Annotated in this window: 20 protein-coding genes and 2 tRNA genes; 8 read left to right on the top strand and 14 right to left on the bottom strand. The window is 71.4% G+C overall.

Annotation, left to right across the window (positions count from 1 at the left end; genetic code table 11):
• Nucleotides 1–99 precede the first annotated feature (99 nt).
• The 3 genes from DY218_RS17360 (at nucleotide 100) to DY218_RS17350 (ending at nucleotide 2,314) form a co-directional block, all read left to right on the top strand.
• A complete protein-coding gene (locus DY218_RS17360; RefSeq protein ID WP_128556963.1) occupies nucleotides 100–1,821 on the top strand; it encodes a long-chain-fatty-acid--CoA ligase in 1,722 nt (573 codons plus the stop codon).
• A gap of 68 nt (nucleotides 1,822–1,889) precedes the next feature.
• Nucleotides 1,890–1,963, top strand: a tRNA-Lys gene (locus tag DY218_RS17355).
• A gap of 126 nt (nucleotides 1,964–2,089) precedes the next feature.
• A complete protein-coding gene (locus tag DY218_RS17350) occupies nucleotides 2,090–2,314 on the top strand; it encodes a hypothetical protein (RefSeq protein ID WP_119288067.1) in 225 nt (74 codons plus the stop codon).
• Between the two features lie 37 nt (nucleotides 2,315–2,351).
• Here the strand turns inward: DY218_RS17350 and DY218_RS17345 are convergent, their stop codons facing one another.
• The 5 genes from DY218_RS17345 to ehuB form a co-directional block, all read right to left on the bottom strand.
• The gene (locus DY218_RS17345; protein WP_128556962.1) at nucleotides 2,352–3,110 is read right to left on the bottom strand and encodes an IclR family transcriptional regulator; all 759 of its coding nucleotides are present in this window, start codon (nucleotides 3,108–3,110) and stop codon (nucleotides 2,352–2,354) included.
• Nucleotides 3,111–3,310: 200 nt separating this feature from the next.
• A complete protein-coding gene (ehuA, locus tag DY218_RS17340; protein WP_128556961.1) occupies nucleotides 3,311–4,123 on the bottom strand; it encodes an ectoine/hydroxyectoine ABC transporter ATP-binding protein EhuA in 813 nt (270 codons plus the stop codon).
• Nucleotides 4,113–4,763: an ectoine/hydroxyectoine ABC transporter permease subunit EhuD gene (gene ehuD / locus DY218_RS17335; protein ID WP_128556960.1), complete on the bottom strand. Its 651-nt coding sequence runs from the start codon at nucleotides 4,761–4,763 to the stop codon at nucleotides 4,113–4,115. Before ehuD ends, ehuA begins: the two co-directional genes overlap by 11 nt.
• A complete protein-coding gene (ehuC, locus tag DY218_RS17330; protein WP_128556959.1) occupies nucleotides 4,760–5,500 on the bottom strand; it encodes an ectoine/hydroxyectoine ABC transporter permease subunit EhuC in 741 nt (246 codons plus the stop codon). Before ehuC ends, ehuD begins: the two co-directional genes overlap by 4 nt.
• Nucleotides 5,497–6,423 (bottom strand): ectoine/hydroxyectoine ABC transporter substrate-binding protein EhuB, encoded by a 927-nt coding sequence (ehuB, locus tag DY218_RS17325; protein ID WP_128556958.1) that lies wholly within the window; start codon nucleotides 6,421–6,423, stop codon nucleotides 5,497–5,499. The genes ehuC and ehuB overlap by 4 nt, the downstream gene beginning before the upstream one ends.
• Nucleotides 6,424–6,574: 151 nt before the next feature.
• Here ehuB and DY218_RS17320 point away from each other — a divergent pair, with 151 nt between their 5' ends.
• Nucleotides 6,575–7,063, top strand: coding sequence for a DUF3830 family protein (locus DY218_RS17320; protein ID WP_128556957.1), 489 nt, complete (start codon nucleotides 6,575–6,577; stop codon nucleotides 7,061–7,063).
• On the opposite strand, the gene DY218_RS17315 is transcribed toward DY218_RS17320, so the two are convergent.
• A complete protein-coding gene (locus tag DY218_RS17315) occupies nucleotides 7,044–8,462 on the bottom strand; it encodes an amidase (RefSeq protein ID WP_128556956.1) in 1,419 nt (472 codons plus the stop codon). The two genes, DY218_RS17320 and DY218_RS17315, sit on opposite strands and share 20 nt — an antisense overlap.
• Before the next feature lie 107 nt (nucleotides 8,463–8,569).
• The gene (locus DY218_RS17310) at nucleotides 8,570–9,517 is read right to left on the bottom strand and encodes a D-2-hydroxyacid dehydrogenase (RefSeq protein ID WP_128556955.1); all 948 of its coding nucleotides are present in this window, start codon (nucleotides 9,515–9,517) and stop codon (nucleotides 8,570–8,572) included.
• A gap of 251 nt (nucleotides 9,518–9,768) precedes the next feature.
• Between DY218_RS17310 and DY218_RS17305 the strand changes: the two genes are divergently transcribed.
• The 3 genes from DY218_RS17305 (at nucleotide 9,769) to DY218_RS17295 (ending at nucleotide 12,637) form a co-directional block, all read left to right on the top strand.
• Nucleotides 9,769–10,602 carry a maleate cis-trans isomerase family protein gene (locus tag DY218_RS17305; protein WP_199566769.1) on the top strand — a complete coding sequence of 278 codons (834 nt, stop codon included), beginning with the start codon at nucleotides 9,769–9,771 and terminating at the stop codon, nucleotides 10,600–10,602.
• Between the two features lie 78 nt (nucleotides 10,603–10,680).
• Nucleotides 10,681–11,418, top strand: a complete 738-nt coding sequence (locus tag DY218_RS17300) for a maleate cis-trans isomerase family protein (RefSeq protein ID WP_128556954.1) — start codon at nucleotides 10,681–10,683, stop codon at nucleotides 11,416–11,418.
• A gap of 133 nt (nucleotides 11,419–11,551) precedes the next feature.
• Nucleotides 11,552–12,637 carry an LLM class flavin-dependent oxidoreductase gene (locus DY218_RS17295; protein ID WP_128556953.1) on the top strand — a complete coding sequence of 362 codons (1,086 nt, stop codon included), beginning with the start codon at nucleotides 11,552–11,554 and terminating at the stop codon, nucleotides 12,635–12,637.
• Nucleotides 12,638–12,665: 28 nt separating this feature from the next.
• On the opposite strand, the gene DY218_RS17290 is transcribed toward DY218_RS17295, so the two are convergent.
• Complete coding sequence (locus DY218_RS17290; protein ID WP_128556965.1) at nucleotides 12,666–14,534, bottom strand: putative bifunctional diguanylate cyclase/phosphodiesterase; 1,869 nt, start codon at nucleotides 14,532–14,534, stop codon at nucleotides 12,666–12,668.
• Nucleotides 14,535–14,942: 408 nt separating this feature from the next.
• Between DY218_RS17290 and DY218_RS17285 the strand changes: the two genes are divergently transcribed.
• Entirely contained in the window at nucleotides 14,943–16,196 is a 1,254-nt protein-coding gene (locus tag DY218_RS17285; protein WP_128556952.1) for a M6 family metalloprotease domain-containing protein, read from the top strand.
• A gap of 143 nt (nucleotides 16,197–16,339) precedes the next feature.
• On the opposite strand, the gene DY218_RS17280 is transcribed toward DY218_RS17285, so the two are convergent.
• From DY218_RS17280 to DY218_RS17255, 6 genes are all read right to left on the bottom strand, one after another.
• A tRNA-Lys gene (locus tag DY218_RS17280) sits at nucleotides 16,340–16,413 on the bottom strand.
• Nucleotides 16,404–17,102: a bifunctional DNA primase/polymerase gene (locus DY218_RS17275; protein WP_128556951.1), complete on the bottom strand. Its 699-nt coding sequence runs from the start codon at nucleotides 17,100–17,102 to the stop codon at nucleotides 16,404–16,406. Before DY218_RS17275 ends, DY218_RS17280 begins: the two co-directional genes overlap by 10 nt.
• A gap of 160 nt (nucleotides 17,103–17,262) precedes the next feature.
• Nucleotides 17,263–17,601: a hypothetical protein gene (locus DY218_RS17270; RefSeq protein WP_128556950.1), complete on the bottom strand. Its 339-nt coding sequence runs from the start codon at nucleotides 17,599–17,601 to the stop codon at nucleotides 17,263–17,265.
• Between the two features lie 170 nt (nucleotides 17,602–17,771).
• On the bottom strand, nucleotides 17,772–19,136 hold the full coding sequence (locus DY218_RS17265) for an AAA domain-containing protein (protein WP_233521659.1): 1,365 nt from the start codon (nucleotides 19,134–19,136) through the stop codon (nucleotides 17,772–17,774).
• Nucleotides 19,133–20,764: a hypothetical protein gene (locus DY218_RS17260; RefSeq protein WP_128556949.1), complete on the bottom strand. Its 1,632-nt coding sequence runs from the start codon at nucleotides 20,762–20,764 to the stop codon at nucleotides 19,133–19,135. Before DY218_RS17260 ends, DY218_RS17265 begins: the two co-directional genes overlap by 4 nt.
• Nucleotides 20,765–20,795: 31 nt before the next feature.
• Nucleotides 20,796–21,607 (bottom strand): hypothetical protein (locus tag DY218_RS17255; protein WP_128556948.1); only part of this gene is annotated, 812 nt, incomplete at its 5' end.

The following is a 21,607-nucleotide window of genomic DNA, read 5'->3' as shown; positions in this document are numbered from 1 at the left end:
GCCGGCGACGGCCGCGGCGCGCGCGGAGGCGCCCTCCGTACGGTCAAACTCCGTCGGGAATCTCCACTTCTGACGATGCGTCATTTATCGTGCCGCCCCATGGAGCCGCAGGCACGCACCGCAGCAGCGTCCGACCCCGCCCCCGCCCGCACGGTCGCCGACCTGGTCCGCGACCGCTGGAACGACCACCGCACCGGCCTCCGCTTCGAGGACCGGGCGCTGACCCACCACGAGGTCGCCGAGGGCGCCGCGACCAGGGCGGCACTGCTCGCCGGACTCCTGCCCGCCGACGCGCCCCCGCACTTCGGCGTGCTGCTCGACAACACCCCCGAATACCCCCTGTGGTTGAGCGCCGCCGCCCTCGCGGGCGCGGCCGTGGCCGGCATCAACCCCACCCGCCGCGGCCCCGAGCTCGCCCGCGACATCCTGCACACCGACTGCCGCCTCCTGATCACCGAGGACGCCCACCTCCACCTGCTCGACGGCCTCGAACTCCCGGGCGTACGCATCCTGGTGACCGGCACACCCGAGTACGCGCGGCTGCTCGCCTCCTGCGCCGGAGCCCTGCCGGGCGAGGCCACCGTGGCACCGGTCGGCCCCGGTGCCCGCATCCTGCTCTACTTCACCTCCGGCTCCACCGGCGCGCCGAAGGCCGCCATCTGCACCCAGGGCCGCCTCGCCGCGGCCGGCCGCTCGCTCGCCGGTCACTTCGGCGTACGCCGCGATGACGTGCACTACATCTGCATGCCGATGTTCCACGGCAATGCGGTGCTCGCCGACTGGGCACCCGCCCTCGCCGCGGGCGCCTCGATCGCACTGCGCCGCCGCTTCTCCGCCTCCGCCTTCCTGCCGGACGTACGGGCCTTCGGGGCCACCTACTTCACCTATGTCGGCCGGGCGGTGCAGTACATCCTGGCCACCCCGGAGCGGCCCGACGACCGGGACAATCCGCTGCGCGTCGGCTTCGGCACGGAGGCGGGCGCGGTCGACGCGGGCCGCTTCGCCGAGCGCTTCGGCGTACGTCTGGTGGAGGGGTACGGGTCGTCCGAGGGCGGAGCCGCGATCCAGCGGACCACGGGCACCCCGCCCGGCGCGATCGGGCGCGCGGCCCCAGGCAGCGATCTCGCCGTCGTCGACCCGGAGACCGGCCGCGAACGCCCGCCCGCGCGACTGGCCCCGGACGGCCGTCTCCTGAACGGGTCGGAGGCGATCGGCGAACTGGTCAACCGCGGCCGGGGCCCGTTCGAGGGCTACTGGCGCAATCCCGACGCCGACGCAGCCCGCCTCCGCGGCGGCTGGTACTGGACCGGGGACCTCTTCTTCCGCGACCCGGAGGGCTATCTGTACTTCGCGGGCCGCGACGACGACCGGCTCCGTGTCGACAGCGAGAATCTGGCCGCGGCGATGATCGAGAACATCCTCGCCCGGTACGGGCCCGCCGAGTCCGTCGCCGTCCATGCCGTGCCCGATCCGGTGGCGGGCGACCAGGTGATGGCGTCTCTCGCGCTCGGCCCGGGGGAGGAGCCCGGCGGGACGGCGACCGCCTTCGACCCCGGGTCCTTCCGTCGTTTCCTCGACGAGCAGCCGGACCTCGGACCCAAGATGGTGCCCCGCTTCGTCCGCATCCTGCCCCGGCTTCCGGTCACCGCCACCAACAAGATCCACCGGGCCGTGCTGCGCCGGGCGGGCTTCAGGTGCCCGGACCCGGTGTGGTGGCGGCCGCCCGGCTCGGCCGCGTACCGGCGCCTGACCGACGAGGACCGGGCGACGCTGCTCGCGGAGTACCGTGCACACGCCCGCGAGGACCTGCTCGGCCGCTGACCAGGCATCGGACGCCCCGGGTGGTCAGGAGCACCCCGCACGGGCGGGTACTATTTACCGGTCAGCAGGCGCCGTTAGCTCAGTTGGTTAGAGCAGCTGACTCTTAATCAGCGGGTCCGGGGTTCGAGTCCCTGACGGCGCACGGGCGAGCGATTCGCCGACAGACTGACAGCAAGGGCCCCTCGGTTCGCCGAGGGGCCCTTGCTCATGCTCTTCGCGTCCGCCACCGAGCCTCCCGCCCGCCTGGCCCGCGCCCTACACTGCCCCGATGAGCGGCATACGGTGCACCCAGTGCGGGACGACCGGGCTCGAGCCCGGTTTCGTGGAGGATCTTGGCCAGGGGGCCCGCGGCTACTCGCGCTGGATCGCGGGAGCGCTCGAGCGCGGGGTGTTCGGCGGGGCGAAGCGGATGGGCCGGCCCCGGTGGCAGATCGACGCCCACCGGTGCCCCAAATGCGGCCACTTGGAAATGTTCGCCGTCAGGCCGGCCTAGGCCCGTCGGGCCCCGGTGGGTTCGGGTTCACCCAGGCTCACAGGGCAAGTGACAGCAGTACCGGTGCCGCACCCCGGTTCAGCGTGTCCGCCGCCTGGCGCAGTCGGTGTGCGTGCTCGATCGGCATCGACAGGGCCAGGCAGCCCACCGAAGAGCCGGCGGTGATCGGTACCGCGGCGCAGACCGTGCCCACCGCGTACTCCTGGAGATCGAGCACCGGGACCGTGGGCGGCTGGGAGTCCAGGCGGTTGAAGAGCAGCCGCTCATTGGTGATGGTGCGCGAGGTCAGCCGGGCCGGGCGGTGGCGGGAGAGGTGGTCCCGCCGGCCGTTCACATCCAGCTGGGTGAGCAGGCTCTTGCCGACCGCGCTGGCGTGCGCCGCGGAGCGGAAGTCCACCCACTCGTTCACCGCCGGGGTGTCGGGGCCCGCCGCGAACTGGGTGATCTTGACCTCGCCGTCGACGTACCGGCTGATGTAGACGGCGGCGCCGACCGAGTCGCGCAGCCGGTCCAGAATCTGCTGGAGACGCTCGGCGATCACGCCGTCGTGCCCCGCGGAGGCGGCCATCATCGCGAGATTGGTCCCGGGGACGTAGGCGCCGTCGGCGACCTGCTCGACGTAACCCTCGCGTCGGAGCATCAGGAGCAGCGAGGCGAGTGCCTTCACGGGCAGGTGCGTCTCCCGGGCGATCTGTACGTCGGTCACACCCGTGCCGTGCCTCGAGACAGTTTCGAGAACACGCAGGGCGTGCTGCACCGAGTGGTACGGCGCGGTCGGCTCTGGCTTCAGCGCCACGGTATCCCCCCTGCATGGACCGGTTCCGGACAGCTGGGCTCGTACCACGATAGCGGCCAAGCACCCGATTCGGAGGGGCTGTTGACGAACAAGGTGGTGCGCTCCACGTACGGGACACGCCCGATACGCTGGAGCGCACCACCCTGGCATATGCCACAGTCACACGCTGAAGCCGGGAGCTCGGTGATTACGTTCCGCACTCACAGCACAGCGCTGAGGAACTCCCGCGTCCGCTCATGATCAGGATCCCCGAAGATTTTCTCCGCACTCCCGGATTCGATGACCCGCCCGGAGTCGAACATCAACACCTGGTCCGAAATGTCCCGTGCGAAGTTCATCTCGTGCGTCACACAGAGCATCGTGATGTCGGTGCTGTGTGCGATGTCCCGCAGCACGTCCAGGACGCCCGCGACGAGCTCCGGGTCGAGCGCCGAGGTCACCTCGTCCAGGAGCAGCACCTGGGGGCGCATCGCGAGCGCCCGGGCGATCGCCACCCGCTGCTGCTGACCACCGGACAGCTGCGAGGGGTACGCGTCGGCCTTGTCGCCGAGCCCGACCTGGTCGAGCAGTTCGCGGGCCCGCTCGTCGGCCTCGTCCTTGGAGAGGCCGAGTACGTGCACGGGGGCCTCGGTGATGTTCCGCAGCACCTTCATGTTCGGGAAGAGGTTGAACTGCTGGAACACCATCCCGATGTTCTTGCGGACCTCTCGGGTGTGCTTCTCGCCCGCCGGCACCAGCTTGCCGCCGCGCTCCTCGTGCGTGAGGTACTCCCCGCCGACCTTGATGGTGCCCTCGTCGGGCGACAGCAGGGTCATCAGGAGTCTCAGGATCGTCGTCTTGCCGGAACCGGAAGGTCCGATCAGCGTGACGTGCTTGCCCGAGTTCACCGAGAAGTCGAGGTTGTCGAGGACGACATTGCTGCCGAAGCGCTTGGTGACCTTGTCGAAGCGGATCAGCTCGCTGCCGTCGACGGCCGGATTGATGTTGTCGGTGGGAGTGCTGTCAGCGGACAAGACGACGCTCCAGGGCTCGGAGAAGAAGGGAAGCCGGGTAGGCGATGAGGATGAAGGCGATGCCGACGATGGTCACGGGCTCGGCCATCTGGAAGGTCTGCGAGCCGAACTGGCGCGCCTCGCCCAGCATTTCGAGCACACCGATGATCATGATCATCGGCGAGTCCTTCAGCATCGCGACCACGTAGTTGCCGAGTGCGGGGACGACACGCCGGATGGCCTGCGGCAGGATCACCGCGGTCCAGGTGCGCGCCCGCGGCAGGCTCAGCGCCTTGGCGGCCTCCCACTGGCCGACCGGGACACCGTCTATGCCGGCCCGGTAGACCTCGGCGGTGTACGTCGAGTAGTGCAGGCCGAGACCGATGACACCGGTGGTCATCGCGGAGAGCGTGATGCCCCACTCGGGCAGCACGTAGTACAGGAAGAACAGCTGCACGAGCAGCGGCGTATTGCGGATGAACTCGGTGACGATCGAGACCGGCCAGCGCACCGCCTTGAGCGGAGAGCGCTGTGCCAGGGCCCAGACCAGGCCGAGAGCAAAGGCGATCAGCGAGCCCAGGACCAGGGCCTGCAGGGTGACCAGCAGACCGTCCCAGAACTTCGGCATGAAATCGCCGACTGCGGACCAATCCCACTTCACGAGGAACCTCCGGCGCTCTGCGAGGTCTCGACCTGCTGACGCAGGCCGAGCTTGGCGGTGATGCCGCCGGACTTGGGCGGTGCCTGGCCGATGCTCGCCTTGGCCTGACGCTCGACGACCCGCATGCCGCGGGTGATCACGAAGGCGAGGACGAAGTACATCACCAGGATGACCGTGAAGACCGGGGCGCTGTCACCGGTGGCGTTGCGCACCAGGTTCGCTTCCCGGGTGATGTCGCCGACGCCGACGACCGAGACCAGGGCGGTGCCCTTGAGCAGCTCGATCAGCAGGTTGTTGAACGGCGGCACCATCTCGGGCCAGGCCTGTGGAAGGATGATCTTCCGCAGCTGCTGCGCGGAGGTGAAGCTCAACGCGATCCCCGCTTCGCGCTGAGCCGGTGCGACCGCCGCGACCGATCCGCGTACGACCTCGGAGCCGTATGCGCCGTAGGTGAGGCCGAGTGCCAGCACGGCGGCCCACATCGGGACGAGCTGCCAGCCGAACAGCAACGGCACCACGAAGAAGATCCAGAACATCAGGATCAGTGCGGACGTGCCGCGGAAGATCTCGAAGTAGGCCCCGGACAGGAAACGGACGATCCACAGACGGTGCGTCCTCGCCAGACCGATGACGAAGGCCACCACCGCGGCGAGCGCCGCGCTGTACACGGTGAGCTGGACGGTGATCCAGAGACCGTCGAAGAGGAGACCCCACAAACCTGCGGTGATTTCATTCATGGGTTGCACTTCTCCTCTGCGCGGATCGTGGTCATCTGGTCCTTCGTGAAGCCGAACGGACGCATGATCTCGAGGAGTTCACCGCTCTTCTTGAGCTTGTGCAGCTCGCGGTTGAACGCGTTGCGCAGGTTGGTCTCCGGCGTACGGAAGGCGAAGGCGCCCACGTCGATGACGGGTTCTCCGTCCACGTAGGGCTGGACCTCCTTCGTCGCCTCGACGCCTGAGCCCTTGCCCGCCTGCTCCACCGCGTTGAACACCGTGACCGCGGTGCCGACGAACACGTCGATACGACCCTGCTGCACGGCGAGCAGGCCGGCCAGCTGGTCGGGGAGGGTGCCGATGTTCTTGACCCCCGCCTCCTCCGCGTAGCCGATCTCGGCATAGCCGATGCCGGTGGCCATCTTGGCCCCGGTCCTGGCGATGTCCTTGTAGCTGTTGAGGTTCTTCGGGTTTCCCTCCTTCACGATGAAGGCGTCCAGCATCTGGTACTCGGGATCGGCGAAGATGACCTGGCCGCAGCGCTCCTCGTTGATGTACATGCCGGCCGCGACCACATCGAACTGCAGCGAGTTCAGGCCCGTGATGAGCGAGCCGAACTCCGTGGCGAAGGGGTCGACGTTGTCCACGCCGAGCTCCTTGAAGATGCGGCGTGCGATGGCCGGAGCCGAGCCCGTCATCTTCCCGTCCGTGCCGATGTAGCTGTACGGCTGCTCACCGGCCAGACCGAGCGTCACAGTGCCCTTGGCCCGCAGCTGATCGAGAAGGTGCCCCCCGTCTCCGGTGTCCGCGGTGGCCACCCGGCTGCATCCGCTGGTCGCGCCGACCGCGCCCACCGCGCCGAGCGCTGCCGCGCCGGCCAGCAGTGAGCGGCGCCGGAGCCCGCTTTTCGTGCTTCCTGAGTTGTTCCCCTGTGGTGGAGCCATGGGCGCGCGGCTACCCGAGCGGCGACGAGATATGCCGATCGTTTTCAGACCTTGATGCAGATGGACGCGCGTCCGGAGGAGGTATGCAGGGGCCTGTCGGGTGGCTCAGTATTGGTCCGCAGAGGCATCAAAGATATCGATAGGAGGGCAAATGACCGACCGTCACATCGAAGTCTCGCTCGACAAGCGGGACGTGCGCTGCACGGCGAAACTCCTCGACGACCGCGCACCCGTGACCTGCCAGGCGGTCTGGGACGCGCTGCCGCTCGGCGGCGACGTCTATCACGCCAAGTACGCCCGTAACGAGATCTACGCCCTCCTGCCCACCTTCGCCCCCCAGGAGCCGCCGCTGGAGAATCCGACCATCACCCCGATCCCCGGCGACCTCTGCTACTTCACCTTTTCGGGTACCGAACTGGCCACCAAGGCCTACGGATACGGCACCCCGCAGCAGGAGACCGTCGTCGACCTCGCGCTGTTCTACGAGCGCAACAACCTGCTTCTGAACGCGGACGTGGGGTACGTCCCCGGCATCGTCTGGGGACAGGTGGTCGACGGCCTCGACCGGATGGCCGAGGCCTGTCAGGACCTGTGGCGCGCGGGCGCACTCGGCGAGACGCTCAGCTTCCGCCGGGTGTAGGCAGTTCGGGACCCGGCACATCGGCGGCCCCCGACGCGTACAGCGCGTGGGCCGCCCGCAGGACGAGCGGGTCCGCGTGCCGGGCCGCCACCAGTTGGACCCCGATCGGCAGTCCCGCCGGATCGAGACCGCACGGCACCGTCGCGGCGGGCTGCTGGGTGAGATTGAAGGGGTACGTGAACGGGGTCCAGCCGGTCCAGCGCCGGTGGCCGGAATCCTTCGGCACCTCGACTCCCGCCTCGAACGCGGTGATCGGCAGGGTCGGCGTGACCAGCAGGTCGTACGTCGAGTGGAACTGGCCCATCCGGCGGCCGAGTTCCATCCGTACGTCCACCGCCGCCAGGTAGTCGAGGGCACTCGCGCTCGCGCCCTCCTCGCAGATCTCCCGCAGGCCCGGATCGAGCGCCGCCCGCTGCGCATCGCTGAAGTGCTGCGTCACCCGGGCGGCCCCACTGAACCACAGGGTGTGGAACGCCTCCACCGGATCGCTGAAGTCCGGATCGACCTCCTCCACATGCGCCCCGAGCTCCGCGAGCCGTTCGACCGCGCCCCGTACCGCCGCCGCGACCGCCGGCTGCACCGGGACCTGCCCGCCGAGCGTGGGGGAGTACGCCACTCTGAGGCCCCGCACCCCGGCGTCGAGGCCGTCCCGGAACGAGCCGGGCGGCGGCGCGAGCTGCGACCAGTCGCGGGCGTCGGGACCGCTGATCACATCCATCACCAGCGCCGCGTCCGCCGCGTCCCTGGTCATCGGGCCCACGTGCGCGAGCGTGCCGAACGCACTCGCCGGATACAGCGGCACCCGCCCGTACGTCGGCTTCAGGGCGAACACCCCGCAGAATGCGCCGGGGATGCGCACGCTGCCGCCGCCGTCCGTACCGAGCGCCACGGGCCCTGCGCCGAGTGCCACCGCCGCCGCGCCACCGCCGCTCGAGCCGCCCGCCGTGCGCGCCGGATCGTAGGGATTGCGGGTGACGCCCGACACCGGGCTGTCGGTGACACCCTTCCAGCCGAACTCGGGAGTGGTGGTCTTGCCGATGAACACCGCGCCGTGCTCCCGCAGCCGGGCGACCGAAGGGGCGTCCTCGTCCCAGCTGCCGGCCGGATCGATGCCGAGGGAGCCGCGCAGGGTGGGCCCGCCGCGCTGCAGCAGGATGTCCTTCACCGATACGGGCACGCCGTCGAGGAGCCCGGCGGGCTCCCCGCGCCGCCACCGGTCCGTGGACTCGGCCGCCTGCCCGAGGGCCGCTTCCGCGTCCACCCGGACGAACGCGTTCACCGCAGGTTCCGTGCCCTCGACCCGGTCGAGGGCCGCCCGGGTCGCATCGACAGGGGTGAACTCGCCCTTGCGGTATCCGTCGATGAGCTGTGCCGCGGTCAGTCCGCCGAGCTCGGTCATCCGCCCTCCCGAGGGGTTGCCAGAGATGTGCCGGAGGAGATTGGTACCCGCAGTCACGGCCCGATCACGCACCGCGCCGTCGCGGATCGCCGGTACCGCGCCGGAGTTCAGTGGCCCGGTACGTATCCGCGCTGCTTGTCGATCACGTTCCTGAGCGGTTTCCCGGCGGCCCACAGCTCGAACAGCTCCAGGAACTGCGCACCGAGTTCGTCCCGCCAGCCGATCGTGTCCCCGCTCATGTGCGGGGAGACGAGCAGACCCGGCGCGTCCCACAGCGGACTGTCGGCCGGCAGCGGCTCCTGCTCGAACACGTCGAGCCCGGCACCCGCGATCCACCGCTTCGTCAGCGCCTCGACCAGGTCGTCCTCGACGACCAGATCGCCGCGGCCGACGTTGATGAACCGCGCCGACGGCTGCATCTGCTGGAACCGGCCGCGGTCGAACATGCCACGCGTCTCCTCGGTCGACGGAGCCGCACACACCACCCAGTCGGCCCCGGCGAGCAACTGCGGCAGATCCTCCGGGCCGTGCACCCCGTCGCGGGCGGTGCGACCGGCCAGCGCGGTGGTGACACCGAGCGCCTCCAGGGTCGCGGCGATGGCCCGCCCGATCGGTCCCGTACCCACCACGCACGCGCGCGTGCCCGCCACCCGCCGGGTCTCGCGGTGCCGCCAGCGGTGCTCGCGCTGCAGCGCCCAGTTGCCCGGCAGGTCCTTGGCGAAGGACAGCACAAGGCCCGCGACGAACTCGGCGATCGGACGGTCGAAGACACCCCGCGCGTTCGTCACGACCGTGTCGGACGCGGCCAGTTCGGGGCTGAGGAGATGGTCGACGCCGGCGCTCGCCGTATGCACCCAGCGCGGCCGCGGACCGTCGCCCGGCCAGGCGTGCCGTACCGCGTGCGACTGGAAGTCCCACACCAGGAGCACGTCGGCGAGTGGGAGCTGTTCGGCGAGATTCGAGGCGTCGGCGTGCAGTACGCGGACGCGCCCGGAAAGGCTGCCGAGCCGCGGCGGCGGGTCGGCGTCGAGGACCAGAAGACTGAGTTCGGACATCGCGGGGAAACCGTTTTGCAACGCTGATCCGCTTCCCTGGTAGGAATGGGCCGAAGCCGTGTGAGATGCGCGGATTGACCACGCTCGCACCCGAACCTACCGTCGTCAATAAGGGCACTGCGCGCGTCCCTCGGGACGACAGTCTCGCCCGAAGAAATTCTGTCCCGACGTCCCGGCGAGTGCCGGTTCAACGTTCCTTCCGGCCACCGGCCGGCCCTCCGTCATACCTGCTCATACAGCTGGGGCCAGCTATGGACGTCTCATTTCTGGGTGGACCACACCCACAGCGCGGTATCGGAATCGTCGCCCCTTTTGACTTCGCGCTCGACCGGGAACTCTGGCGCTGGGTTCCGGACGAGATCTCACTGCATCTGACGCGCACTCCGTACGTGCCGGTGGAGGTCAGCCTCGACCTCGCCCGGCTGGTCAGCGAGCACGCGACACTCAGGGACGCCGTACGCGCCCTCAGTGCCGCGGAACCCGAGGTCATCGCGTACGCCTGCACCTCGGGCAGCTTCGTCGACGGCATGGCGGGCGAACGCACCATGAGCGCCGCCATGGAGAGCGCGAGCGAGGTCCCCTCGCTCACCACATCGGGCGCCGTGCTCGAGGCCCTCGCGGAACTCGACGCCCGCCGGATCGCCCTGGTCACCCCCTACACCCAGTCGGTGACCGGGGCGCTCGAGGACTACCTGGGCGAGGCCGGTGTCGAGGTCACCGGGCGCTCCTCGCTCGGCCTGACCCGGCACATCTGGAAGGTCCCCTACAAGGACGTCGTCGGCATGGCGCGCGAGGCGCTCGTCGGCGACGCGGACGCCCTGTTCATCAGCTGCACCAACCTCGCCACGTACGACGCGATCCCGCAGCTCGAGGCGGAGCTGCGCATCCCCGTCATCTCGGCGAACCAGGTCACCATGTGGGCCGCCCTGCGCCGCCTCGGCACCTCGGCGGTCGGCCCGTACCAGGCGCTGATCGACGACTCGGCGCGCCGGACCCTGGGCGAGGTCTTCCCTCAGGCACCCTTGCCCGAACCGCCCCCCGTGGCGGAACCTCCGGCGTATCCGGAGTATCCGACCACCGAATGACCGGCGCCCCCGGCAGCACCGGGGGACCGGCACCCGCCCGCAGTGAACCGTGCACAGCGAACCGTACGGAGGCCGTAAGTGACCGCACTCGGATTCCTGTACCCCGGCCACTCCGCCGAGGACGACTACCCGCGTATCGAACAGCTCCTCGGGAGCGACATCCGCCTCGCCCTCGTCCACACCGACATCGGCGAGGACGCGCACCGGGTGGACGCCCTGCTCGAGATGGGCTCGGCGAACCGGCTGGCCGCGGGGGTGGAGGAACTGCGGCTCGAGGGAGCCGAGGCGGTCGTCTGGTCCTGCACGAGCGGGAGCTTCGTCTTCGGCTGGGACGGGGCGCACGAGCAGGTCCGCCGGCTCGCCCTTGCGGCCGGACTGCCCGCCTCCAGCACCTCGTTCGCCTTCGCCCACGCGGTGCGCGAGCTGGGCGCGCGGCAGGTCGCGATCGCCGCGACCTATCCCGAGGACGTCGCGACCCACTTCACCTCCTTCCTCAAGGCCGCGGGCATCGAGGTGGTGGCGATGCGCGGCAGCGGCATCATCACCGCGGCCGAGGTCGGCACCTGGGGGTACGACGAGGTTCTCGCGATGGCCCGCGCGGGCGACCACCCCGAGGCGGAGGCCGTCCTGCTGCCGGACACCGCCCTGCACACCGCCGCGTACGTCCGCGACCTGGAGACCGAGCTCGGCAAGCCGGTCCTGACCGCCAATCAGGTCACCGTGTGGGAGGCGCTGCGCCTGGTCGACCGCCGGGTGAACGCGCCCGCGCTCGGGACCCTGTTCACCCGCGAACCGCTGGTGCAGGCGGAGGGCTGACGGCAGGACGGCGCACGGCAGCAGTTCACGGGAATAACCGGAGTCGCCCTCCTGTTTGCCACGGCGGGACGTCAGAAGACGCCCGCACGCCCACGCGCGGGCGGACGCGGGCAGCTATGCAGGAGGAGCACCGGTGAGCGACGACATCCGCGGCAAGGCACAGGGCACGGCATCCGTACCGCTCTCGGTGCTCGATCTGGCCACCGTCGGCGCGGGCCACACCGCGAGCGAGGCGCTCGCCACCGGCGCCGAGATCGCCGCACTCGCCGAGCGCCGCGGTTTCCACCGCTACTGGGTCGCCGAGCACCACTCGATGCCCGGGGTCGCCTCCTCCTCGCCCGCCGTGATCCTCGCCCACCTCGCCGCCAGGACCAGCCGCATCCGGCTCGGCTCCGGCGGCGTGATGCTGCCCAACCACGCCCCGCTGGTGATCGCCGAGCAGTTCGGCACCCTGGAGGCGCTCGCCCCGGGCCGCATCGACCTCGGCCTCGGCCGGGCGCCGGGCACAGACGGTGCGACCGCCGCGGCGCTGCGCCGTACCGAGCGGCTCAATGAGGGCGCCGACGATTTCCCGCAGCAGCTGGCCGAGTTGACCCGATTCCTCGACGACGACTTCCCCGACGGGCATCCGTACGCGAAGATCCACGCGGTCCCCGGGCCGGTGCAGGCGACCTCGCCCGGCGGTGTGCAGTCGCCCGCGCGGCCGCCGCTGTGGCTGCTCGGCTCCTCCGGCTTCAGCGCCCGTCTGGCCGGGATGCTGGGACTGCCCTTCGCCTTCGCGCACCACTTCTCGGCGCAGAACACCATCCCGGCACTCGACCTCTACCGCGAGTCGTTCCGGCCCTCCGCCGTCCTCGACGAGCCGTACGCCCTGATCGGTGTCGCCGCGCTCGCCGCGGACGACGAGCGCGAGGCCCGCCGGCAGGTCCTGACCGGCGCCCTGTCGATGGTGCGGCTGCGCACCGGCCGCCCCGGTCTGGTGCCGAGTCCCGAGGAAGCCGAGGCCCACACCTTCAGCGAGATCGAGCAGGACTTCGTCAACGGCTGGCTGGGGAACGTCATCCACGGCACCCCCGACGCCGTACGCACCGGACTCGACGACCTGCAGAAGCGCACCGGAGCCGCCGAGTTGATGATCACGGCGAACGCGCACGGTGGCGCGGCCCGGCTGCGCAGCTACGAACTGATCGCGGACGCCTACGAGTTGCCGCAGCTGTGATCCGACGGCAGTCGGCCGGCGCGGTCGCTCAGTTCCCGCCGGTGCCGACCGGTGAGCCGATCAGGCTGGAGATACGATCCGGCGGCACCGCCCGCGAGTAGAGCCAGCCCTGACCCGTGTCACAGCCGATCCGCCGCAGCCGGTCGGCCTGCTGTGGCGTCTCCACACACTCGGCGGTCACCGTCAGACCGAGCCGGTGCGCCAGCTGCACCATCGCCTCCACGATGGTCTCGTCGGCCTCGCTCGCCTGCCCGTCGCCGCTCTCGTACTGGAAACCTCGCACGAACGATCCGTCGAGCTTGAGGACGGAGACCGGCAGTCGGCTCAGATACGCGAGGTTCGAATAGCCGGTGCCGAAGTCGTCGATGGCGATGCGCACCCCCATCTCGCTCAGCGCCTGCAGGGTCCGCAGCGGACGCCCGGCGGAGCCCATCACCGCGGACTCGGTGAGCTCCAGCTGCAGCAGACCGGGCTCGAGCCCCGTCTCGCGCAGGGTCGCGGCGACGTCCGCGACGAGGTCGGAGTCCCACACCTGCCGTACGGCGACATTGACGCTGACGAACACCGGCGCCCGCTCCGGATGCTCCAACTGCCAGGCCCTGGCCTGTACGCAGGCGGTGCGCAGCACCCAGCGGCCCAGCTCGACGATCGAGCCGTCCTCCTCGGCCAGTGCGATGAACCGATTCGGCGCCAGCGTCCCGAACTGCGGATGGTGCCAGCGCACCAGCGCCTCCACACCCCGCACCCCGCAGTCGTCCAGACCCACCAACGGCTGGTACTCCAGGGCGAATTCACCCCGCTCCACGGCCGGGCGCAGGGTCGCGGCGAGCGCCTGCCGGTTCATCCGGTGGGCGTTGCGCTCGGGGTCGAAGAGGGACCAGCGGGCCTTGCCGTCGGCCTTCGCCCAGTACAGCGTGGTGTCCGCGCCCTGCATCAGGCCGGTGGCGGTGGTGCCGGCCGCCCGGCGCTCCACCACGCCGACCGACGCCGACACCACGAGCTGCCGGCCGCCGACGTCGAAGGGCTCGCGCAGGCTGTCGAGTACCGCCTGGGCCAGGGACGTCAGCTGTTCGGTGCCGGTCGAGTCCTCGACCAGGAGCGCGAACTCGTCGCCGCCGAGCCGGGCCACCAGGATCTCGCGGCCGCCGTCCCGCGCCGCGATCCGGTCGGCGCAGCGGGTCAGCCGGTCGGCCACGGCCGCGAGGAGCCGGTCGCCGCTGGCGTGCCCCAGTGTGTCGTTGACCGCCTTGAAGCCGTCGAGGTCGAGGTGGCAGAGGCCGATCCGGCCGGTGCCGGTCGCCTCGTCGGCCGCTTCGAGGGCGGCCGTGAGGCGCTCGAAGAACAGGGTCCGGTTCGGCAGCCGGGTCATCGGGTCGTGCAGCCGCAAGTGGTGCAGTTGCGCCTGCAGTTCACGTCTGGCCGTGACATCGGTGACGGTGAGCAGGACGGCACCGCGCCGGTCCAGCGGCGCGACGGTGACCTGCGCCCACAGGGAGTGCCCGTCGGGATGCTTGAGCCGCCGGGTGCAGCGCAGTCCGGCGCGGCGGCCCCGCAGGATCTCCTGGTACGCGTGCCAGGTGCGGTCCTGCGCGGCGAGGTCCACCAGGCCGGCCACGGAGCGGCCGCGCAGCTCGTCGGGGGTGAGGCCGAGCAGGCCGCCGAGCGCGTCGTTCACCGACGTGATCCGGCCGTCGGCGTCCACCACCGCCATCGCGGACCGGGAGGCGTGGAAGGCGGCGTGCCCGTCGCGCAGTTCGGTGTCCTGGTCCGGGAGGCCGGAATCCGCTTCGGTGCACGACAGCTGAGGACCCGGGCCGGTCAGTGCGTCACGATCAGTGACGATCGGCCCGATGTCATCGGTGGCCGTCGGCGCCGTGAAGGCCGGGCCTTCGGACATTCCGCTCACCGCTCGCTCCCGGAGGGCAGTCGTTTCTCGTACAGGTCGGATGGGTGGTCGGCCGGAAAGTGTGCCGATCATAGAGGCTGGCCGGAGCGCCGATCCAGCCTTTGTACGGGCGGGAGTGCTCCTGCGGGGTGCGGGGTGGCCGGGCCGGTTGGATGCCGTCGCCATGCCAGATCGTTTCTGCTCAAGCATGGTCGGCTCGACGGCACAACTCGTCCGTGCGCGACCGGTTGTCGGCGCCGCTGTGACGTTGCGTGATCCCCGGAGTGTCGGCTCCTCACTCGTCCGGGGCAGCTGAACAGGGCATACCGCAACAAAGCGGCACAGGCTGGGTGGGGTGTCCCCCAGGGGGTGCGTGCGGGTTTCGCATCACACCCCCCAGCCCGCCCCCGGAGGTCCGACGTGCCGCGTCCGCCGCACCCTGCTTCTGCACCTCGTGAGCGGGAGCTCTCGCCGCGTGTGCGTCGTGCGGCGGCGGCCTTCACCTCCTTCGTCGCCCTTGCGGCGACCTCCCTCGCGGCGGGGCCGGTCGCAGCCGACTCCTTCGCCGGGCCCTGCGCCCTGGAGCGGACCTCCGCCCACCACTCCGAGGGCCTCGACACCTGGAACAGTGCCTATCCCAAGCCCGTCGACCGCCTGGACGCGGTGATGGTGTTCCTGTCGTTCCCCGACTCGGAGCCGCTGGCCACACCGGGACAGCTGGCCGCGGACCACTTCCCCGCCACCAGCGAGTTCTTCCACCGCGCCTCGTACGGCCGTTTCGCCCTGACGGTGCATCCGGGCAAGCACTGGATCGAGATGCCCGAGCCGTCCTCCTCGTACGAGATACAGCGCGACTGGCCCACGCAGAAACGGGGCGCCTATCTGCGCGACGCACTGGCGGCGGCGGACCCCTCGGTGGACTTCAGCAGGTACGACGTCGTCTATTTCGTGGCCGACCCCGATGCGCCGGGCGTCGACTCGGATGCGACGAAGGTCGTGAACTTCGACCGTCCGCTGCGTGCCGACGGCACCGACCTGCGGCGGATCGTCACGGTCTTCGAGCGGCACCCGCCCGACCGGAACGTCCTGGCGCACGAGACCGGCCATGTCTTCGACCTGCCGGACCTGTACCACCGGCCGTCGGACGGCAAGGGCGACTGGGACACCCATGTCGGTGACTGGGATGTGATGGGCAGCCAGTTCGGCCTCGCCCCCGATCTCTTCGGCTGGCACAAGTGGAAGCTCGGCTGGCTGGACGAGCAGCAGGTCACCTGCGTGCAGGGCACCGGCGACAGCCTGCTGAGCCTGGAGCCGATCGCCGCTGCGCCCGAGCGCGGTCAGCTCGGCGGCAAACGCCTTGCGGTGGTCCGTACCGGGCGGGACAGCGCGGTGGCGATCGAGGCCCGCGGCCGTACCGGAAACGACCGGGAGACCTGCACCGAGGGCGTACTGATCTACCGGGTGCACACCGACTCGGCGTCCGGACACGGACCCGTCGAAGTGGTGGACGCCCATCCGGACTCGGGGGCCTGCTGGGACTCCTCGGTGTATCCGGAACTGGCCGATGCGCCGGTGCAGGTGGGAGAGAGCCGGACGGTGCCGGGGGAGCGCATCAGGGTGCAGGTCGTATCGCAGTCGAAGACCGGGACCTGGACGGTGAAGATCACCACCTAGGCCGGACTAGGCGGCAACACGAAAGGCCCTCCGCCGAAGCGGAGGGCCTTTCGTNGACCTGGACGGTGAAGATCACCACCTAGGCCGGACTAGGCGGCAACACGAAAGGCCCTCCGCCGAAGCGGAGGGCCTTTCGTCGTCTGTGCGCCGTCAGGGACTCGAACCCCGGACCCGCTGATTAAGAGTCAGCTGCTCTAACCAACTGAGCTAACGGCGCCTGCTGACGTCGTAGACCTTAGCACCCTGATCGGCGCGAGGAAAAATCGATATACGGACCGCCGAGCGGGCCGCGGAACGGGCCGCTCGGACGCACGCCCAGAGCAGAACCTCGGGTCCCGGAAGCCACGGACGATGGCTGTCGGGGGCCACCAGCCAGCGCGAATCCATCGGGTGCGGCGCACACTCGCCGCCCGCTCCATGCACCGGCGGCACGGTGATCGCATCCCCGGCGCCGTGGCAGAGCGGGGGCGGTACCGACGGGTGCCACTCCTCCCAGGCGAGCAGGGACGGGAGCCGCTGCGCGGTGCCCGGCGCGGCGAACAGCAGGGTCCGGCCGCGGTGTGCGGCGACCGGTCCGGATCCCGGACCGGACTCCCAGAGCTGGTCGAGGACGGCCCGGCCGAACACCGCGGGCACGCTCACCGCGTCGAATCCCGTGCCGCAGGGCACGACGACCGGGGCCGAGGGGCGGCTGTTCCACAGGGCGAGGGTGCTGCGCGGGTGGGAGGTGCAGGCGGCGAGCCAGGCGGCGCCCTCGGAGGTGACGCTCGAGGGGTGCGGGGTGTCGATCCTGGCGTGCACGATCGTGCCGAAGGGGGCGGTGGGGGCCGGGAGGTGTGAGGGGGCCGCGCCGTGCCGGTCACGGATGTCTGCGCTGTGTTCTGCGCTGTGCTGCCGGATGCTCATGCACACAGGTCTACTGGCGGTAATGCCGTCATTTCCGTGAGTTGCCGGAAATCGGGACAGGACGGGGGTCGGCGGAGTACCTTGCGGCCACCGCATATGCCATCCGCCCTTTCTGGGCTGCGGGTGACGGCGGCCGTACGTGGTCGGCCGGCCGTGGTGCTCAGCCCTCGGCGCCGCGCAGCAGTTCGCGGCCGAACTCGACCATCTTCTTCGCGTAGTCCTCCGTCCAGTCCGCGCGCTCGGCGATCGCCGCCGTCGTCAGCCGGTCGAAGCGGCGCGGATCGGCCAGTTGGGCCGCAGCGATCGCCTGGAACTCCAGGGACCGGTCCGTCGCCGCGCGGAAGGCCAGCGTCAGCTCCGTGGCCCTGGCGAGCAGCTCCCGCGGATCGTCGATCGACTCCAGGTCGAAGAAATGCTCCGGGTCGGCGGTCGCCTCGGCCGGCTCGAAGAGCAGGGGCGCGGGTCGCAGCCGCCGCCCGGTCTGCTCGGGCTCCGCCATGTGCCTGGTCCTCTCGTCGTGCGGTGGTACGTCGCCGGTGCCACGCTCCCGGTGGCCCCGCTCCGGGCCACCTTCCATTGTCCAACCTCGTGCAAGTACGCCTCGTGCCCCCGGCCAGGACGCGGGCCGGCGCCCGCTGGTGCCGAGGGCCTCGCCGGATGCGTACCCGCTCAAGTGCGCATCGGCACACGGTGGTTGGACCAGACGTCCCAGGTGTGCTGCATGGCCTCCCAGCCGTCCGGGAACTTCACCGTCACCCCCAGCTGCACCGGCTCGGTCGACGGGTGGTCGTCAAGGAGCTCGGCCACACCCGCCCGGCACACCACGATGCAGGCGTGCCGGTGCCGGGAGGCGAGGACGCACAGCCGTCCCGTCTCCAGATGGAACGCGGTCGCGTCGGGCCGGCCCGACAGCGGGTGCAGCATCACCGTGACGTCGTACTCGCGGCCCTGCAGGCGGTTCGCCGTGTCCACCGTGACGCCCGTGACGCCGAGCTCCGCGAGTGCGGACCGTACGGCCGCGGCCTGGTCGCGGTGCGCGGTGCCCACCGCGATCCGGTCGGCGGTCAGCGGCACCGGATCCGTGGTCCGCTCGCTGGTCGTCGCGCCGCCCCGGTCGAGCAGCCGGCGCACCACCGACGCCACCGCCCGTACCGCCTCCGGATCGGTCCGCGGGGTGTGCCGGGCGGGCAGTTCGAGCAGGCCCCAGCCCGACATCGCCGCCTCGTCGATCACCCGGTCGGGACCGGAGCCGTCGGACGGCACCCCGAACCGCAGCGTCCGGTCCCCGTGGTCCGTACCGCTGCGGAAGCGTGTGTACGGATAGAAGGCGTCCGACACCAGGGGCGCCGCCGATGCGGGCAGCCGCCAGGACACCGGGAGGCGGTGCTGCGGCAGCTGAGGGTTGTGCGCGAGGAGCGTGGTCACCGCGCTCGCCGACGGATCGTGGCTGAGCCCCGCCCACTGCTCGGCCCCCACGATCGAGAACGGGTCGAGCTGGCCAGGATCGCCCACGAACAGCGCCCGCTCGAACAGTCCGGCCACGGCCAGGAGCCCGTCCGAACGCATCTGGTACGCCTCGTCGACGATGGCGTGCGGCCAAGGGTCCGTGCCGCTGACGTGCGCCCACTTCGCGGCCGTCGAGATCACCACGTCGAGGCCGGCCAGATCGCCGGCCTTCGCGGACTTGCGGACCTGCTCCAGGTCGTCGAGCGCCCGGTCGTACGGGTCCGGGTCGCTGCTGTGCAGCCGGCCCACCGGCAGCGACGGGTCCTTCTCGGCGAGGCGCAGGACCAGGTCGTCCACCTGTGCGTTGGTCTGCGCCACGATCATCAGGGGGCGGCCGGCGCCGGCCAGGCGCAGTGCGGCGTTCACCACCAGGGTCGACTTGCCCGCGCCCGGCGGGGAGTCGACGACCACGCCGCGGGACGTGCCGTGCAGCGTGTCGTGCAGGATCGCGTCCGTGGCGCGGCCCGCCTCGGCGGCCGGGTCGAAGGGCTCGGGGGCAGGATTCACACGGTCCTCCGCGGTCGTCACAGCACGTCCTCCGCGGTCGTCCGGTCGGGCTGCTCCGCCGCGGTGGCGGGCGGGCCGCCGTGCGTCCACGGGGTGTCCTCCGGCTCCGGAAGCCCCGGCCCGCCGCGCGGCGCGTGCTCGAACAGCGTCCAGCACACCCGCTCGCCCGGCTCCGGCACCGATCCCGCCTCGGGCTCCTTGCCGCGGCCCATCTTGTCCAGCAGCCGCAGCACGACCGTCGACGACCCGGCGCCGGTCCCGGCCGCGCCTGCGGCTGCGTCCTCCGATTCGTCTGCGTAGCCCACGAATTCGGCGGACTGCGGCTTGCCCGCCAGATCGCGGAACACCTTCGTCCGCTCGCCGAGGTGCGGGCGGTCCGCGGTCCGGAACGTCACCAGCGGCCGCGGGCTCGGTCGCTTGCTGTCGCTGTACGCCATCGCCACCTCGGTGACCTCGCCGGCGAACGCCTCACCAGACAGCCGCCGCCCGGCCATCACCAGCGGATCGTCCAGCGCCTCCTGTGCCTCGAGCCGGGCCTGGGCGGTCTCCCGCGCCGACAGCTTGTTCGCCGCCGTCACCGCGTCGTCGCGGCGGGGCTGGGGTGGCTCGCCCGCGAGGACGCGGTCGCGATGCCCGGTGTACGACCAGCGGTCACGGGTCCAGCGGTCACCGTCCCGGGGCGCTTCGGGCAGTCCGCGCAGCAGGTCGATGCCCCGCCACATCGCGTCCCAGGTCGGACGGGTGCGGCTCGCCACCAGGTCGCGGATCTCCCGCTCGGCCGTGGTCAGTTCGGCGAGCCGCCGGTCCGCCGTGACTCCGTCGTCGGCCGCCGCCAGGGCCGTACGCGCCCGGTCGAATCGCTCGATGGCCGGGGCGAGGAGCCGATTGTCGAACGCCGGGTCCGTCGCGGGACCGGCCGGCGGGCAGCGCAATTGGCCCGTCGCGTCCCGCGCCAGCTCCGCCTCCCGCGCAGCCGACGCCCCCGAGGCGCCGTCCGGCGGATCGATCCAGGCGAGCAGTGCTCCCAGATGCTGGTCCTCCAGGCTGGACTGGCCCGCCGCCCAGTGCCGTGACAGCAGATCCGTCATCGCCATGAGCAGCGCGGAGCCGGGCACCCGCGCCCGCTCACCGAAATGCGTCAGCCAGCGCCCGAGCAGCGGCACCCGCGCAGGCGCCGGATACGGGGTGTCCGGATCCTGCTCTGCCGTACGCCGGAACCGCATCGACCGCCCGAGGAGCCGCACGAACTCCAGGCCCGCCCGGCTGGGCACGAGGAGCTGCGGGGCGTCCGTGCACAGCTCCACCTCGACCTTGACCCGCTTGCCGCTCTCCGGGTCCGTCGTCGAGCGCTCCGCGGTCTCCGTGTCCCCGGCGAATCCGTCGACGTACGGCAGCACCACCTCGGCGAGGTCCGTCAGGAACGCGAAGCGCAGGTCGCGGTCGCGTGGCTGCGGCACCACGAGCAGCCGCGGTGCGTGACGGTCCGTGCCGACCAGGGCGCCGAGCGGGGCGCCCGCCTCACCGGCCGTCGTCAGCGGGACGAACACCAGTGGCCGCTCGGCCAGATGCCGGTGCCGGACCGTCGCCAGCGGCTGTGCCCGCCCCGACTCCGTGGCCTCGAGCCGGGCCAGCGTATGGATCAGCGACACGACGGCCTCCCGGTGCGGTGCGGCGGCCGGCTCAGCACGGCACACCCCCGAGCGCCTCGGCCCGCAGCGCCGCGGCCCGGCGCAGCGCGGCGACCGCGGGATCGTCCGGATCGCCCTGGCTGCCACGGGCCGCGGCCAGCACCTGCCGCACCTCGGACAGGCCGCCGAGCTCGCCGCGCAGCGACCGCCCGAGAGCGGTGACCGACCCCGACGCGCGCGCCCGGTCCCGGCAGTGGAACGCCAGCTCGCACGAGGAGAGGCACTGCGGTGCGTAGGTCGCCGGCACCGCGGCGACGGCCTCCTCGATCTCCGCCGCGTCCTGCTCCGTGTCGAAGGTGACGCCCGGCGGCAGCGCCTCGGCGATCTCCTCGATCCTGGTCAGCCGGGCCAGCTGCCGCCGTGTCACCGCGATCTGCTTACGGGTGTCCACGGCGGACGCCGCCGGCAGGTTGGAGAAGTCGCGCGGGCACACCAGGAGCACCTCGTGCCGCACCTCGGGCGCCGGATCGAGGCGCCTTGCGACCTCCTCGAGCGCCAGGACGTACACCGCGGACTGGCGTGCCGCCGCGCCCACCTTGGCGGCGTCCGCCGAACCGTCCACCATCGGGAACGACTTGATCTCCACCACCGTCCACCGCCCGTCCGGATGCACCACCACCGCATCCGGCTCCAGGAACGCCGGCGAACCCGCCACATCGAGGGCGAGCAGCGGATGATCGAGCAGCGTCCACGCCTCGGCCGACGCGGCCTCCCGCAGCGCAAGGGCCGTACGCGCCGCCCGGCCCTCGGGCCCGGCCGCGCCGAGCTCCGGGACCCGTGCCGTGCCCGGCTCCGGCTCGGGGC

Origin of the sequence: Streptomyces triticagri (genome assembly GCF_003429565.1) — a bacterium.
GTDB lineage: Bacteria > Actinomycetota > Actinomycetes > Streptomycetales > Streptomycetaceae > Streptomyces > Streptomyces triticagri.
Note: the sequence above shows the minus strand (reverse complement) of the source record. Positions and strands in the feature narration are given on the sequence as shown.